The following is a 14936-nucleotide window of genomic DNA, read 5'->3' on the forward strand; positions in this document are numbered from 1 at the left end:
TGATCCATTGTCTCAGTCAGCGGAACGTCGCGTGAACCCTGTGTACAAGGCCATGAACAGGCCGCTGACTGTCCTGGGAGCAGAGCGGCGATTGTTCTTCGTCGCTCTGATCTCGGGAGGATCGATCTTCTCTCTCCTGCATTCCCTCATCGGTGGCATCGGGCTGTTCATCATTGGTGTCATCATCGCCCGCATTGCCACCAAGCACGACGTAGAGATTCTGCGGGTGCTCTTCAACAGCAGCAAGTTCCGCAGACGTTACGACCCCATGAAGGCCGACACGCTGCAGGTCCGCATAGCGAGGCGCGATGTACAAGATTGAGCATAAAGACTGGAACGAGGCTGGATCGTTCGCCGCCCAGGTAAACCTGTACGGCTTTTGGGACGAGCACTGCTTCTTGACGAAATCGGGCGACCTTGGATGCGCATTGAAGATCGGCGGCATCGACTACGAGAGCCTCGACCATGCCGGTCTCGATTACGCAGTGAAGCGTCTGGAAGCTGCGCTCCGCTCGCTCGACGACAAATGCCGCCTGTATCAAATCCTGTTCAAGCGCAACCGGCCCGCGATACCGCACGCGGAGTATGAGAACCCGCTGGTGCGCGCGGCTGTCGAGCAGCGCAGCGCGTTCCTCGCGTCGAAGTCAGAGCGTCTTTACTCGATTGAAATCTTCTGGATTCTCATGGTCGATGGCAGCTTCCAGAAGACCGGGCTGTTGCACGCATTGTCGCAGTTACCGAAACACCCCCGCGCCTCGCTCCGCGAGTTGCGTGCTCTTTTCTCCGGCAACAAAGAACGCTCTCTGCTGTACGAGCAGGTCGAGCGCGACCGGATGCGGTTGCAGCAGAAGGTGAACAGTTTGAGTGGACAGCTAAACGACCTCATGACGGTCGGGCTGCCAGGGGCGGAGGAGACGTTTCGCATATTGCGCCGTCTCGTGAACCTCCGCCCCTCCAAAATTGACGATGCGCCGCTCTGCAATGCGCGACATCTCGACTGGCAGGTCTGCGATTCGGAGCTGGAAGCCCACCGTGGTTACCTGCGCCTCGATGACGACTACGTCCGGGTCCTCACGCTCAAAGAACTGCCGTCCGAGACGCGGCCGCTGCTGTTGCAGGGGCTGCTCGATGTTCCGGCGAACTTCCATGTCGTCACCGAATGGCATCCCGTCACCAATGAGAAGGCACGCAAAGAAATCGCCTCGCGCCGCAGGCATCACCACAACTCGAAGACCAGCTTCGTCAGCAATCTTCAGGACCGCGATAACAAGGGCAACCAGGACAACCTCGTAGATGACTCCAAAGCCGCTGCCGTCGCGGAGCTTGGCAACGCACTCACCGCGATGGGCATGGAGGGCAAGAACTTCGGCGAGCTCACGCTATCCGTCGTGATCTATGACGAAGACCACGTGAAGGTGGAACACACCATCGCGGAGTTTCAGAAGCTGTTCACGCAGCATGACGGGCTGCTGTACCAGGAACGTTACAACCTCCTCAATGCGTTCTTCGCCACCATCCCCGGCAATAGGCAGTTCAACCTGCGCAAGCAGTGGGCGCTTAACTCGAACTACGCCGATCTGTCGTTCCTTTTCACGGTGGATACCGGCAGCGCGTGGAACCCGCATCTTGAACGCGAGTACCTCGCCGTCCTCGAATCCACCCACGGCACACCCTACTATCTGAACCTTCACAGCGGCGATGTCGCGCACACATTGATGCTGGGAGCTACAGGCTCAGGCAAAAGTTTCTGCGCATCGATGCTTCTGCAGTCGGCGCAGAAGTATGAGCCGCTGACGTTCGTCTTCGACCTTGGCGGCAGCTACGAAACATTGACGCGCGCCTTCGGCGGATCGTATCTCAACGTCGGCCTGAAGAATCCGGGCTTCAGCATCAATCCCTTGTCACTCGAAGCCACACACGAGAACCTGAACTTCCTGTTTCTCTTTCTGCGCGTGCTGATCGAAGGCGGTGGACGCTATGAACTGACGACAGCCGATGAGAAGGCGCTCTTCGCGGGGCTGGAGCGCATCTATAAACTCCCGCGCGAGATCAGGACGCTCACCAACTTCGCATCCATCCTCGGCCCGCTGGGTGAGCGGCTGCACCGATGGACCCAGGCGGGACAGTTCGGCTATCTCTTCGACAACGTAGACGACACGTTGACCTTCGCACGCTTCCAGACCTTCAACTTCGACGGTTGGTCTGACTACCCGGACATCCTGGAACCGCTGCTGTTCTATGTGCTGCAGCGTGCGTCTTCGAAGATCGAGATATCCGAAAATGTCGGCACGTTCAAGCCGTTCCTGATCGACGAAGCGTGGATCTTCCTTAAGAACAAGATCATCCGCGACTGGATCACGCGCGCCGAAAAGACGTGGCGCAAGAAGAACGCCGCCATGATTCTGGCGACGCAGTCGGTCGTGGAACTGGCCGCTTCCGACATGCTGCACATCATCAATGAGTCCTGCCCGACGAAGATATTCCTCGCTAACCCCAACATCGACCGCAAGCTCTATGCCGAAATCTTCCAGTTGAACGACACGCAGCTTGAGTTGCTGGAGTCGCTCGTGCCCAAGCGTGAGCTGCTGGTCATCCAGCCGCGCGGGACTAAGAAATTGGTTTTGGAAGTCGACGCCCTCAGCTACTGGATGGCGACGAACAACGCCCGCGACAACATCCGCAAACAGGATTACTTCAATCGCTTCGGCCCAGAGCAGGGACTCCTGCGTCTGGCCGAGGACTACCCCAACCCACTCAACCGCTAAGGAGCCTTATGTCCCGTTCGCCTCTCTTTCCATTGCTGCTCGGTCTTGTCGCCACTGTTGCGCACGGCCAGCAGACCGCCCGTGTCGTGAAGTACCACGCCAACGACATTGTCAACGTCCGCGCGAAGATGCGCTACACCACGCTGATCGAGCTGCCCTCGACGGAGAAGATTCTCGAAGTCGCTACGGGTGACAAAGACTTCTGGATCATCAACCCCGTGGGCAATTACTGTTTCCTGCATCCGGCCAAGGAAGGCATCCACTCCAACCTCAACCTGATTACCGACAAGGGCACGGTCTACTCGTTCACACTCGATGATGTCGAATCGGGCGATCCAGACCTCAAGGTCATCATCGAGCCGTCCGACCCATCTTCACTTGCCGCAGCGAATGGCGCGGGCAAGCTCGTCTCCGCCGCCGAAGTCACTGCTGCCCAGGAACAGGCGCAGGCAGCGAAGACCCATGCTGCTGCTGCCGTTGAGCAGTTCCGCTCGGAGTATCCCACGTCCGCTCTCAAGTTCGATTACAGCTTTCGCGACAAGAAGCCGTTCGATGTCTCGGCGATCTATCACGATGACAAGTTCACGTACATCAAGTCGTCGGCCTCGGAGAAGTTCTCCGTGTATGAACTGAAGGACGGCAAGCCCGATCTCATCACCTTCCAGCTCAAGGACGGCACCTATGTCCTGCCCACCGTTGTCGATAAGGGCTATCTCCAGATCGGCAAGCGCAAGCTCGACTTCGAGCGGAAGGGCGAGTGATGCCGATGGCAGACGAAAAACCCACACCCGCTCTGGAGTCGCAGGCTGCAAGTCCCTCCCCCGACAACACCACTGGTCTGAAAGATAAGCGGACCAGGCCGGAGGGCGTTGTCCCCAAGCAGGCCCAGGGCTACGTGATGGCAGGGCTCGCTGTGCTCATCCTGATGGCCGTTATGTTCTCGAAGAACCATGCCAAGCCTGCACCGAAAGAAGCGGTGACATCCCCTCTGGCCGTGTCCACCGATGCTAATCAGCGGAAGATACAGGAGCTGGAGCAGGACCTGAGCGCCGACCAGCGCCAGAGCCAGCAGCAGGCGCGGGATGAAGCCGCCATCGCTCCCGTTGCCGGTTCCTCCACCATCAATCCCGCTACCGGGCAGCCCGTCCAGCCCGGCGTGGCTCCTGCTGCGCAGTTGCAGCCGGTCGTTGCGCCAGCGGAGCCGCCACGCGATCAGGTCGCGGATGCAGAGAAGGCGATGGCCTTCCGAGCGCGCTTCGCTTCGAACCTTGTGACCGCCGATGATGGCGCCGCGCGCCCATCGGTCGAGTCGCTCGGCGCTGGAGAGAACGCACCGGCTCGCTCTTCGAGCTTGCCGGCGACGCCGCCAACACAGGCCGCAGCCACTGTGAGCAGCGATGCAAAGAAGCGTGCGCCCGAAGTGAACATCAACAATGCCCATGGCCAGCCCTACGTGGTTTTTGAAGGCACAAGCATCGATACGGTGCTGGTCAACAGATTGGACGGTGAGTTCGCGGGCCCGCTGAAAGTGATGGTCACCAATCCCATCTACAGCCAGGACAGGCAGCACATGCTTGTCCCCGAAGGGACCTTCATCCTCGGCGATGTGCAGAAGGTGGGTGGCCTCGGCCAGAAGCGTCTGGCTGTCACCTTTCACCGCATGCTAATGCCCGATGGCTATTCCGTCGATCTCGACCAGTTCCACGGTCTGGATCAGGCCGGAGCCACCGGACTGAAAGACAAAGTCAACAACCATTACGTGGAGATCTTCGGCGCGTCGATTGCGCTGGGAATTATCTCCGGAGCAGCCGAGGCAACGAACGCCAACCAGGGCTACAACGAGACCGGCAGCGAAGCCTACAAGCAAGGCATCTCTTCCAGTCTCGCGCAGTCAGGTGCGACCGTACTCGATCGCTTCATCAACATCCCGCCCACCATCACCATCCGCGAAGGCCACCGGATCAAGGTGTACATCACGCAGGACATGCTCCTGCCTGCGTATGAAAACCACACCATGCCCAGCAGCTACTGACCTTTGTTCGCTCTTGCTTCGCGCCGTTGCTTGCGCCTGCGCTCACCGAAAGGACTTGTTATGAAACTCCATCTTCCTGTCGCCGCTCTTCTCCTCACGCTCGCGCCGCTGGCGCATGCGCAGTTCGGCAGCGGTATCGTCTTCGACCCCACGCAGTCCGCCCACGCTCTGCAACAGATCGAGCAGGCGTCCGAGCTGTACACGACCGCCGTCGATACCCGCAACCAGATTGTCACCATGTACAACCTCGCCCACCAGATGGCCCAAATGCCACAGAATCTCGAAGCGCGGTACAAGGCTGACTGGTCGCAGTGGACCAGCCTGCAGGCCCCGGCTAACACCTATGGCAATACCGCGGCGCTGGTGAACGCGCTCAACTTCGGCGTTCTCGCCAACGCACAGCAGGGATACAACAGCGCCTACATTCAGGCGCAGAGCTATCCCTCGGGCAGCTACTCCTCGCTCGATGCCCGGACCCAGGCGACCGTCGCCAATCAGTACGCCACATCGGAGCTGGCGCAGACAACGACCACCAACACGCTTGCGACGCTCGGCACCATCCGCACGAACGAGCAGCAGTTCGCTGCCAAGCTGTCGAATCTCGATTCGGATACCTTCTCGCTCAATTCCAGCCAGCAGACAGAGGCTGCTCTGCTCGGCAAGATCAACTCCGCCACGCTGCTGCAGATCCATTCGCAGATGGATGCCAATCAGCTTCTCGCGGCTTCCATTCAGCAGCAGCTCATCGCGCAGAAGGAGCAGATCGACGCCCGCAATCGGGCACTCAATAACGCCATTTACTTCCAGCAGAACTTTGCAACGGCCATGCAAAACGTGAACAACGGCGTAAGCGAATCGATGCACTCCATCTCGCTCAGCATCAACGGGAGCTACTGATGGGACAGAACATCATCGCGCAGCTCGGGCAGGCTGTCACGCAACTGCTCTCCTCGCAGGGCAACACCCTTCAGGCCACGGGACTCGACATCTTCCGTGGCCTGGCCACCATCCTCATCGCATGGTTTGGCATCAAGGCAGCTCTGTCCGCCTCGCAGGGACTCGGCGGTTTTCACTTTGCCAAATTCGCCGACTTGATTCTGATGATCTCGCTTGGCCTTGGCATGCTCACCTACTACTCAACGCCGATCCCCGGCACGAGCTACAGCTTCTCCGACCTTGTCACCAAGGAAGGACTCAGCCTGGCTACGAAGATCGAGTCCGACCAGACGCAGGAGATCGCAACCACCATCACCAACGCCGAGCAGACGCTCGGCCAGCCTCCGGGCAGCTTCAACATCCTTGAAGACATGACCTATCTGCTCGTGGCAGTCATCCTTGCTGCGATGGAGGCCGTCGCGTTCTCTGTCATCGCCTACGGCTATGTTGCCGCCGCCGTCTGCGTGCTCATCGGTCCGGTCTTCATCCCCTGGTTCATCGTGCCGAAGATGGACTGGCTCTTCTGGGGATGGCTGAAGGCATTTATTGGTTTCAGCTTCTATCAGGTCGTGGCGTCCGCGTTTATTTATGTCTTCGCTCATGTCCTTGCGGCGATGTTCCAGATGATCGGCCCCATCACCATCGAAAACGCCCTTACCATCCTGCCCGCACTGTTCATCACTTTGTTCGTGTGCGTCTATGGCCTCTACAAAATCCCTGAGCTGACATCCGCTGTTCTGAGCGGTCGCACTGGCACCTGGGTCAACCTTCACGGAGATTAGCCATGCCCACTCAGCAAAAGCCCTTCGCCACCGAAGCCGGACACAAGTTCCTAGAGCTGTATGCCGAGCCTGTCGTCACCAATAGCTATCTCAAGGTGGCACTGCTCGTACTCTCCGTCGTCACGCTCGCTTCGCTTGTGCTCCTCTATCGTGCGCAGACAGCAGCCCTCCATCTAAAGCCGATTGTCTTTGCGATTACGGACATAGGGCGAGCGCAGCGGCTGAATCTTGATTCCACGTCCATCCCCATCGAGCAGGTCAGCAAATACTATCTCGCGCAATGGGCGGAGCTTTACTACGGGCGCAATCACGCGACGCTGCGGAAGGATTTCGGAATCTCGCTGAACTTCTTCTCGGACGAGAAGCAGAACGCGACGCTCAATCAGGTCAGGAAGGACAAGACGCTCGACAACTTCCTGCTCGACCCGAGCACACCGAACGTGGACATAGCGATCAAGGCCGTTGTTCTCGACGACACAAGGCAGGCCCCATATCGCGCCCACATCGAGTTCGAGAAGGTTTTCTATTCGCCCGGCGACCAGCAGGAACAGAGCCGCGAACGCTGGACCGCGAACGTGGTCTACAGCTTCCGCGATGCTGTGCCAAACGACATGCTGCTCACCAACCCTCTGGGTCTCGTCATCAGCTACGTCCATGAAGACCAGGCATTCGGGAGCGGCTCATGAAACCGAAGATCCCTGTTCTCCTCTACTGCGCCGACCGCGAGCTGTTGTCTTCAACGGCATTCGCGTTGCGCTTGCAGCCGTACGCTGTGACTGCTGTTGACGATAGCCGCAGCGCTACAGCCGTCATGATGTCTAACGACCTCGTCTGCGGCATCCTCATCCACGCGAAGCAGGGCGATCTCGCTGGTCGGCTTATACACCGGCTGCTCGAAGCAGACCTCCACGTCCCAGTGTTGCTGGTGGACCGTGCCGGCGACCTCGCACCCGTCCGCTACGCGGACATGGTGCTCTATGGCCGCAATACAACGATGGCGCACATCCTCGGCGCGCTCTCTGTGCTCTGCGCGCGGAAGCGCGGTCCACGGAGTGCTGCGTGAACGAGGTGGTGTACATCGGCGGATTCTCAGGCGGCATCGACTCGCAGGCCGCCGCGCGGTTCATGCTGAACCGATACGGTGCTGCCTGCGTCGTTCTCGTCAATGCCGATGCCGGTGGGAACGAGCATCCGCTCACTGACGAGCACATCGGCTGGTATTCCGAGCACGTACAGCCCGTCATCAGAATTACGGCCAAGATCGGCGACTTCCGTACAGACGGCTGGTGCGAACAGAAGGGACTCGACCCGGCAGCTACTTTGACGTTCCCTGAGCTGGCTCGCATCAAAGGCCGCTTTCCATCACGCCGTGCGCAGTTCTGCACCGAAGCATTGAAGCTGGCTCCCATACGCCGATGGCTTGAAGAGCATTATCCAGACGGCAACTATGCGCGCTTCACTGGCGTGCGCCGCGATGAATCGCTGGCACGCTCCGATCGCCAATGGCACGAATGGGACGACTTCTACGATTGCGAGCTCTATAACCCGGTCTATGACTGGACGAAGCAGATGTGCTTCGACTACGTCCGCGCACAGGGTGAGCAGATCAATCCGCTCTATTCACTTGGATTCACGCGCGTGGGCTGCGCGCCCTGCATCAACTCTGGCAAAGACGACATCCTGAATTGGGCGACACGCTTCCCGGAAATGATCGATAAGGTCCGCGCGTGGGAGCAGTACGTCGGGCGTACGTTCTTCGCGCCCTGCGTGCCCGGCATGGCAGTCAACTGGATCGACGATGTCGTCGCATGGGCAAAGACCGATCATGGCGGCAGGCAGAACAACCTCTTTCGCATCCTCCCGCCACCGGCGTGTGAGTCGAGATTCGGATTGTGCGAATGAGATACCTCTCCGTGTGCTCAGGCATCGAGGCCGTCTCCGTTGCATGGGGACCGCTGGGCTGGAAGCCTGCCATGTTCGCTGAGATCGATCCCTTCTGCTGCTGGCTCCTTCACTCGCGCTATCGCGCATCGTGCCCTGTGTACATGCCAAGTCCGCACGACGCGCCCGACCGCAAAGAGGCCAAGCGCCGCGCCGCAGCCATCCGCAACGTGGTTGCTCTGCCAGCTGACGGCTCGATCGTGAACGCCGGAGATTTCACAAAGATTGGAGCTGACGATGTTGGAGCAATCGACCTTCTGGCCGGAGGAACACCTTGCCAGTCTTTCTCCGTCGCCGGTAAACGAGCGGGACTGGATGATCCGCGTGGCAACCTTACCATCGAGTTTGCTCGGCTTGCTGGCAGACTCAGGCCCGTATGGTTGGTGTGGGAGAACGTCCCCGGCGTCCTGTCGATCGACGGAGGGCGGACGTTTGGAGCCTTCCTCGGGATGCTGGTCGAACTCGGGTATGGGATCGCCTACCGAGTTCTTGACGCTCAGTACTTCGGAGTACCCCAGCGACGGCGTCGCGTCTTCGTTGTCGGACATCTTGGAAACTGGCGAGCTGCCGCGGCGGTATTACTTGAGCGGTCGAGCCTGTCGGGGTATCCTCCGCCGCGCCGAGAAGCGCGGAAAGGAGCTGCCGGAGGCATTGAAGTCGGCCCTGGTGGGAGTCGCTTCACGGATACCGCCCCAACGATCGATACCGGATGCAGGGATGGCCTCACGCGCAATCAACTAGGCGTAGGCATCCTCTCATCGACAGACGAAACATCGCACTGCCTGAACGCCGGAGGGATGGGCAGACAGGATTACGAGACAGAAACCCTGATTGCACACTCGCTCTCAGCCGATGGCTTCGATGCGAGTGAGGACGGGACCGGGCGCGGCGTGCCGATGGTGCCTGTCGCCATCAGCACGGCCCATACGAAATCGAATGGCAGCGGCTTCTCCGATCACATCGCGCACACGCTCGAAAGCAGCGGCGCTCAGGCTGTCGCCTTTGCGCAGAACACACGCGATGAAGTGCGGCTGTACGGCGGTGATGGCAAGACAGTGGGAGCATTGGCCGCACAGCGCGGAGCCAAGCAGCAGTCCTATGTCGCTTTCTCGGCGGTGGACGATGGCGGTGATGCCGGAACGGTCGCACCTACGTTGCGATCTATGAACGGTAAGGGTGCCCACGCGAATGGAGGCGGACAGGTAGCCATCGCGTTCGCTCAGAACCAGGCGGGTGATGTTCTCAGCGGAGATGTGATGCACTCGCTCGGAACCAACCCCAACGCCACCGGACGTAATGCCGCCACAGTCGCGTTCACTCTGCACGGCAATGATGGGAACGAGAGCACAGCCACCGAGACCGACGTTGCAGGTAGCCTTCGCACCAGAGCGCCCGGCAGCACCGAGAACAGCTCGACGACCGCCGTGCTGCAGGAGAAACCCGTTGCCTGGTCGGGAGAACTCACCGCATCGACCGATACGCTGGGCACCCTTCAGCGCGGTGGCGAAGGTGGACGCATGGAAGGCGTGATGATGCCGCAGATGGCCGTGCGCAGATTGACCCCGCGCGAGTGCGAGCGTTTGCAGGGATTCCCCGACGATTACACGCTGGTGGAGTACCGGGGCAAGCCGGCATCTGATGGGCCACGCTATAAAGCCCTCGGCAACTCCATGGCTGTCCCCGTCATGCGCTGGATAGGACAACGCATCCAGGCCGTGGATGCAATCCTCCATGACCGCCCCGGCGCCGAGGAGGACGCATGAACCCTCGGGCACAGCAGACGATACCCGCGTGTACTTCCGTAGAGCGGATGGATGGTCTCTTCCCGGTCCTTGTCCTCAAAGCCGGAGGCGCTCTGCGCGCCCTTGACATCGTCGTCCCTTCCCAAGTCCATCGCGTTCCGGGTTGCCAGGAAAGATGCAGTGCAAGGGATGGCGTCGTTCACCCGTCCTCTGCTTTTGCAGCCCGTGTAGGTAGCTACCGACATGAGCGCCCAGTCACCCGTCTGGTTGCATCGGCATCCTGCACCTGGGCCGCACAGCAGGACATTTTCATAGAGCGCCATCTCTCCCCGTATTTTCCCTGCTTTCCCTCGGTCACTCGCTCTGTGCTTAATCCCGCGCCCTGCGGCACGGCGCGGCTCTGCTTTTTCGGCTTTCAGAAAATCTTTTCGGCAGATCTCCGCAAAGAGCGCGGACGAAAAGATTTTCCGAACCTTCCGAAAAAGCGCCGCTTGGCACTTGGGAGCGGGGCACGTCGCGTCGCTTCGCGCAGGAGTGTCCCGAGGGAACTTCGGGCAAATACAAACAGGAGAAATGCAATGGCACTCTACGAAAACGAAATCAAGCTGAAGGGCTACGTCGGCAAGGACGCCGAGAGCTTCGCAACCAAGAACCAGAGCATCTGCGTGGTCTTCTCATTGGCTACCAAGACCGGCTACAAGGACAAGCAGACCAACGAGTGGGTGAACCACACCGACTGGCATCGCATCGTTGCCTTCGGCAAACCTGCCGAGTACGCGAAGGTCCTGAAGAAGGGCAACTACGTGGAAGTCAAGGGCGAGCTGCGCAGCACCGAGCGTGAGCTTGAGGTCACCAAGGACAAGAAGAAGAGCAAGATCATCATCCACGATTGGGAGGTCCGCGCCAGCACCGTCAAGCTGGTGGCGAAGCCCGAGAGCTCACGCGCCGAGAACCTCGATGCCGAGCCGGTCACGGAGGACGACGCGGCTTAGGCCGCGTTGTCCTCCCTCGGGAGGTGACTGATGCAGCTCTTCGAAAACACCGTCAAGTTCCGTGGCTTCCTCGTCAAAGATGCCGAGGCTCCGTCCTCCGACCACATTCAAGAGAATTCATTCGCAGTCCTGTTGCTGGCAACCGTTTCCGGCGTGTGGGACCTCGGCAACAACGAGTGGAACCCCCGCACCGACTGGCATCGCATCATCTGCCCCGGCCCGTTCTTCTGTGGCCTCGTCCGCAGGATGCGGCGCGGTGAATACCTCGAAGTCGAAGGGGAGCTGCGCAATCAGGGCGGGCCTCGCACAGTAGTCGTCTCGGGCGAATCCCATAGGGTCAGCAAGACCACCGACACGGTTTATGCAACACGCATCCAGCGTCTGGACCGGCCTGATGCTCTCGTTGATTTCGGCGACAGCGATACCTAGCGTCGCTTCGCCTTTCGCGGAGAGGCCAATGCCTCTCCGCTTTTCTTCTGACAGTGCCGCGTACGGAACGCGGCGGAAAGGACATCATGATCGCCAACGCCGTCTTTGTCGCCACGCTGGTCTTTCTCGCGCTCATCTTTTGGATGTCGCGCGAGTTCGTGTTTCTCACGCCGTGGCGCTCACTGTTGCTGCACGCCTATCTGAAGACCATCGCGCTTTACTGCGCTCTGCTCTTTACCAACATCCTCGGTCTCACCATCTGGATCGAGCGCAAGTTCTTCCTGCGCGATACAGGCCGCAAGCTAAAGCACTTCGATCAGGAGATCCATACGGGCAAGAGCGAGTTGTCGGCTGAGATTCTGTCGCGCTTCAACGATCAGGAGGAGCAGCTCTAGTCATGCACACCGAAGACTCACCCATAGAACGCACACCTGACCTTGTTGCGAAGATTCGTGCGCTACGCCAACAGACCGAAAAGGCAAAGGACCGCTTTACCGACGCCGCTGACTACGACGTTCGCCGTGTCACCGGCAGAAGGCCGGAGACGGACGCAGATGTTCCACCGCCCGATACCGGAAAGAAGAAGCGCGGTAAGAAGACAGAGCAGGCGTCCATCGACTTCCCACACTCTGTGTCGCAGGACAGCACCAACGATGGAGATGAGGCATGAGAATCGATATCCCGCAGGACGTGCCTCGCCGGAGAGAGTCCCCGCCTCAGACCGGCGCGCCGCGTCCGCAGGAGCCAAGTTCCGTCCAGCGCCACCTTCAGTCGATCAAAGAGCGCGCGGACCAAAGCCGCTCGAACCACACCCCTCCCCGGTCCGCTCCCCCCAGACGGCCTGACCGTCAGCGTGAAGTGGCTACTCCTCCGCGCAGGGTCAGAGACCCGCGCGAAGGTACGGCCCCGCGGAGGCCCCAGCGCAACAAGATTCCATCGCAGACCATCGGCATGCAGCTTCGCCCCGAGGAACGCAAGGTCATGCTGGAATTGGGACGGTTCCGCGTGGTCCGCACCCGCGATCTCGGTGACGCCATCTACGACGGCAAGCAACGCAAACTCGGCGAGGACCTGAGCTATCTCCGCTCCAAGGGGCTGGTAGAGACTCGCCACATCAATCTTCGCCGCGATGGAACGCGCCGTCAGATCGACCGTGTCGAGGTTGCGACGCTGACTCGTGATGGCCGCGCGTGGCTCAGCAAGAGCGGCGAAGTCCCGAAGGACCAGACCGTTTACTACGGCTTCGTGAAGCCGCGCGAGATTGAGCATGACTCGCTCATCTATCGCGCCTACCGCGATGCGGCCCAGCGCATCGAGCGCGACGGAGGCACGAATCTCCGGGTCAAGCTCGACTTCGAGATCAAAGCCGATGTCCAAAAAGACATCTACCGGGCGCGGAAAGCCGACCCGAAGCGTGACATGGGCGAGATCAAACAGGAAGTCGCCGCCAAGCATTCATTGCCATTCGTGGATGGCAAGATCCAGATTCCCGACGCCCGCATCGAGTTCGGCCGGAAAGAGGATGACGCCCGGAGCCAGGAAGCCGACCAGGGTTCACGAACCGGCGGTCATGAAGACATTGAAGTCTTGACGGCGGCGTACCGCCGCGGTCACCTGCGCGCCAAGGCGCAGGCAGGTTTTCGCGCTTACGCCTCCAGCGCCGACCGTTCCGGTATCACCGCAAAGATCGAAGACGAACACCAGATGATGAGGGACATCTTCGATCTATGACAGTCACCTACGATCCCATCCCGGTGTTGCAGTCGGCTGGCTATACAGAGCGAGAGGCCGCGTTCCTGTACCTCGCCGCCCTGCACTCGGGATACTTTCTCCGCCGCCAATACCTTCGCTTCATCGAGCGTGGCCGTGGCGCTCTGGCCGCGCAGTTCCTGCGTCGGGCCTTTGCACTCGGCCACATCCAAAGCATCGCCTGCGGGCAGGCTCGCTTTGTCTACCACCTCACCTCGACCGAAGTGTATGCGGCAGCCGGGCTGGGTGCTTCGCACCATCGCCGGCTGAAGAGTGATGCCACGATCAAGTCCCGCCTCATGGTTCTGGATTTCGTGCTCGACCATTTCGACGAGGTGATGCTCGATACGGAGGCTGTGAAGGTGAGCCACTTCACGGAGACCCGCGGACTCAGCGAGTCCATCCTGCCGCGCTCCCGTGGCGTGACCTTCGCCGAGGAGTTTCCCGTCCTCCTTAATAAGGAGGGCGGTCTCTCATTCAGCTACACCGACGAGGGCGCGCTCTCTGCCAGCAGCTTCGAGCATTTTCTCGATCGATATACTCCGCTGTTCCGTGCGCTTCCCGGTTTCGAGCTGCTGTACCTTTCCGACTCTGCGCAGAACTTTGAACGTGCCCACAACCTCTTCGTCTCGAAGCTTGCCGACGAGCGACCCGGAACGACCGCGGCCACTCCTCGCGGCGTGGACCACTTCATCGACTACGTCCGCGTGCGTAAGCAGGCCGGCATGAAACAGTCGGCGCTTTCGCTGCGCGATCTCGCCATTCTTCGTGACGGTGATGCTCTGTACACCGCGGCGGAGCACCAGGCGCTCCTCGCGGCTGGGGACGTCGAGCGCGTCCGGCATCGGTTTCTCGGTGAGGCGGAACGCGGGAAGTTCGTCCCTGTCGTTCTGCCATACCGCTATCCGCTTCACAACTTCCGCAGAGAGCGCATAGAAGTGTCGGGTCTCGGGTCTAGTGAGCGGTCTATTCAGACATCGGCTCTTCAACGACAAACTATGCAGGAACAACTATTTAGCGAAGGAGGTGATGAGTGGTAAGTAGGTGCGGAGGGGGGAGCGACCCAGCCCCTTCGGGGCTGACGCGACGGCTAACGCCGCGCTGGTCGCTCCCCCCTCCGCACTCACTCGATACACAACGCATCCGCCGCAGATATTTCACGGATGCTCGTCTGATCCGTACCGGATACACAGCCCATCGTTGACGGATACCGTTCTCATCCGCTGACGATCCAAAGTCACCTACAGGAGATACCCATGAGCAGACTGAAACTACAGCATGGCGTCAGCCGCATTCGCCGCGCCAAGTTGCAATCCTCCATCGACCAGACCGTCCTCGACGATATCGAGTTGATGGCAAAGTGGTCCAACAATGAAACGCAGTACATCGTTAACGAGCTGCTGCGCTTTGCCATTGCGCAGGAAGAAGACTTCCTCAGATACAAGGCGAGCCTTCCTGCGAGTGCCGCAAGTAACGCGAAGCCAGGCACGTTACCCGTCAAACCCATATCGGCAACTGCCGCGAAGCCGGACTCGCCGGTATCGAGCAACGCCGCTCACGCGTAGAGG

General features: G+C 59.9%; 17 protein-coding genes. All 17 read left to right on the forward strand.

Annotated features, from left to right (window positions below):
• The first annotated feature begins 7 nt into the window (after window positions 1-7).
• The 17 genes from LJD29_RS12770 (at window position 8) to LJD29_RS12850 (ending at window position 14933) form a co-directional block, all read left to right on the forward strand.
• Window positions 8-322, forward strand: a complete 315-nt coding sequence (locus LJD29_RS12770) for a VirB3 family type IV secretion system protein (protein ID WP_446741923.1) — start codon at window positions 8-10, stop codon at window positions 320-322.
• A complete protein-coding gene (locus tag LJD29_RS12775) occupies window positions 309-2765 on the forward strand; it encodes a VirB4 family type IV secretion system protein (protein ID WP_446741924.1) in 2457 nt (818 codons plus the stop codon). Before LJD29_RS12770 ends, LJD29_RS12775 begins: the two co-directional genes overlap by 14 nt.
• An 8-nt stretch (window positions 2766-2773) precedes the next feature.
• Entirely contained in the window at window positions 2774-3526 is a 753-nt protein-coding gene (locus LJD29_RS12780; RefSeq protein ID WP_446741925.1) for a TrbG/VirB9 family P-type conjugative transfer protein, read from the forward strand.
• Between the two features lie 5 nt (window positions 3527-3531).
• Window positions 3532-4797 carry a TraB/TrbI/VirB10 family type IV secretion system protein gene (locus LJD29_RS12785; protein WP_446741926.1) on the forward strand — a complete coding sequence of 422 codons (1266 nt, stop codon included), beginning with the start codon at window positions 3532-3534 and terminating at the stop codon, window positions 4795-4797.
• Window positions 4798-4857: 60 nt separating this feature from the next.
• The gene (locus tag LJD29_RS12790; protein WP_446741927.1) at window positions 4858-5694 is read left to right on the forward strand and encodes a hypothetical protein; all 837 of its coding nucleotides are present in this window, start codon (window positions 4858-4860) and stop codon (window positions 5692-5694) included.
• Window positions 5694-6515: a type IV secretion system protein gene (locus LJD29_RS12795; RefSeq protein ID WP_446741928.1), complete on the forward strand. Its 822-nt coding sequence runs from the start codon at window positions 5694-5696 to the stop codon at window positions 6513-6515. The genes LJD29_RS12790 and LJD29_RS12795 overlap by 1 nt, the downstream gene beginning before the upstream one ends.
• 2 nt (window positions 6516-6517) lie before the next feature.
• The gene (locus tag LJD29_RS12800; protein ID WP_446741929.1) at window positions 6518-7201 is read left to right on the forward strand and encodes a VirB8/TrbF family protein; all 684 of its coding nucleotides are present in this window, start codon (window positions 6518-6520) and stop codon (window positions 7199-7201) included.
• Window positions 7198-7578, forward strand: a complete 381-nt coding sequence (locus LJD29_RS12805; RefSeq protein WP_446741930.1) for a hypothetical protein — start codon at window positions 7198-7200, stop codon at window positions 7576-7578. Before LJD29_RS12800 ends, LJD29_RS12805 begins: the two co-directional genes overlap by 4 nt.
• Entirely contained in the window at window positions 7575-8417 is an 843-nt protein-coding gene (locus tag LJD29_RS12810; protein WP_446741931.1) for a phosphoadenosine phosphosulfate reductase family protein, read from the forward strand. The genes LJD29_RS12805 and LJD29_RS12810 overlap by 4 nt, the downstream gene beginning before the upstream one ends.
• Entirely contained in the window at window positions 8414-10219 is a 1806-nt protein-coding gene (locus LJD29_RS12815) for a DNA cytosine methyltransferase (protein WP_446741932.1), read from the forward strand. Before LJD29_RS12810 ends, LJD29_RS12815 begins: the two co-directional genes overlap by 4 nt.
• A 557-nt stretch (window positions 10220-10776) precedes the next feature.
• On the forward strand, window positions 10777-11190 hold the full coding sequence (locus tag LJD29_RS12820) for a single-stranded DNA-binding protein (RefSeq protein WP_446741933.1): 414 nt from the start codon (window positions 10777-10779) through the stop codon (window positions 11188-11190).
• Between the two features lie 30 nt (window positions 11191-11220).
• Window positions 11221-11619 (forward strand): hypothetical protein, encoded by a 399-nt coding sequence (locus LJD29_RS12825; protein WP_446741934.1) that lies wholly within the window; start codon window positions 11221-11223, stop codon window positions 11617-11619.
• 86 nt (window positions 11620-11705) lie between these two features.
• The gene (locus LJD29_RS12830; protein WP_446741935.1) at window positions 11706-12014 is read left to right on the forward strand and encodes a hypothetical protein; all 309 of its coding nucleotides are present in this window, start codon (window positions 11706-11708) and stop codon (window positions 12012-12014) included.
• A gap of 2 nt (window positions 12015-12016) precedes the next feature.
• Entirely contained in the window at window positions 12017-12289 is a 273-nt protein-coding gene (locus tag LJD29_RS12835; protein ID WP_446741936.1) for a hypothetical protein, read from the forward strand.
• A complete protein-coding gene (locus LJD29_RS12840) occupies window positions 12286-13350 on the forward strand; it encodes a hypothetical protein (RefSeq protein ID WP_446741937.1) in 1065 nt (354 codons plus the stop codon). Before LJD29_RS12835 ends, LJD29_RS12840 begins: the two co-directional genes overlap by 4 nt.
• A complete protein-coding gene (locus LJD29_RS12845; protein ID WP_446741938.1) occupies window positions 13347-14408 on the forward strand; it encodes a hypothetical protein in 1062 nt (353 codons plus the stop codon). Before LJD29_RS12840 ends, LJD29_RS12845 begins: the two co-directional genes overlap by 4 nt.
• A gap of 216 nt (window positions 14409-14624) precedes the next feature.
• Window positions 14625-14933, forward strand: a complete 309-nt coding sequence (locus LJD29_RS12850; protein WP_446741939.1) for a hypothetical protein — start codon at window positions 14625-14627, stop codon at window positions 14931-14933.
• Window positions 14934-14936 lie beyond the last annotated feature (3 nt).

Source organism: Silvibacterium acidisoli (assembly GCA_022870745.1).
GTDB lineage: Bacteria > Acidobacteriota > Terriglobia > Terriglobales > Acidobacteriaceae > Silvibacterium.

What these genes read in the sequence shown, in the direction of transcription:
- LJD29_RS12775 (WP_446741924.1), top strand. Translation starts at nt 309, where the DNA reads ATGTACAAGATTGAGCATAAAGACTGGAACGAGGCTGGATCGTTCGCC.
- LJD29_RS12780 (WP_446741925.1), top strand. Translation starts at nt 2,774, where the DNA reads ATGTCCCGTTCGCCTCTCTTTCCATTGCTGCTCGGTCTTGTCGCCACT.
- LJD29_RS12785 (WP_446741926.1), top strand. Translation starts at nt 3,532, where the DNA reads ATGGCAGACGAAAAACCCACACCCGCTCTGGAGTCGCAGGCTGCAAGT.
- LJD29_RS12790 (WP_446741927.1), top strand. Translation starts at nt 4,858, where the DNA reads ATGAAACTCCATCTTCCTGTCGCCGCTCTTCTCCTCACGCTCGCGCCG.
- LJD29_RS12795 (WP_446741928.1), top strand. Translation starts at nt 5,694, where the DNA reads ATGGGACAGAACATCATCGCGCAGCTCGGGCAGGCTGTCACGCAACTG.
- LJD29_RS12800 (WP_446741929.1), top strand. Translation starts at nt 6,518, where the DNA reads ATGCCCACTCAGCAAAAGCCCTTCGCCACCGAAGCCGGACACAAGTTC.
- LJD29_RS12805 (WP_446741930.1), top strand. Translation starts at nt 7,198, where the DNA reads ATGAAACCGAAGATCCCTGTTCTCCTCTACTGCGCCGACCGCGAGCTG.
- LJD29_RS12815 (WP_446741932.1), top strand. Translation starts at nt 8,414, where the DNA reads ATGAGATACCTCTCCGTGTGCTCAGGCATCGAGGCCGTCTCCGTTGCA.
- LJD29_RS12820 (WP_446741933.1), top strand. Translation starts at nt 10,777, where the DNA reads ATGGCACTCTACGAAAACGAAATCAAGCTGAAGGGCTACGTCGGCAAG.
- LJD29_RS12825 (WP_446741934.1), top strand. Translation starts at nt 11,221, where the DNA reads ATGCAGCTCTTCGAAAACACCGTCAAGTTCCGTGGCTTCCTCGTCAAA.
- LJD29_RS12830 (WP_446741935.1), top strand. Translation starts at nt 11,706, where the DNA reads ATGATCGCCAACGCCGTCTTTGTCGCCACGCTGGTCTTTCTCGCGCTC.
- LJD29_RS12835 (WP_446741936.1), top strand. Translation starts at nt 12,017, where the DNA reads ATGCACACCGAAGACTCACCCATAGAACGCACACCTGACCTTGTTGCG.
- LJD29_RS12840 (WP_446741937.1), top strand. Translation starts at nt 12,286, where the DNA reads ATGAGAATCGATATCCCGCAGGACGTGCCTCGCCGGAGAGAGTCCCCG.
- LJD29_RS12845 (WP_446741938.1), top strand. Translation starts at nt 13,347, where the DNA reads ATGACAGTCACCTACGATCCCATCCCGGTGTTGCAGTCGGCTGGCTAT.
- LJD29_RS12850 (WP_446741939.1), top strand. Translation starts at nt 14,625, where the DNA reads ATGAGCAGACTGAAACTACAGCATGGCGTCAGCCGCATTCGCCGCGCC.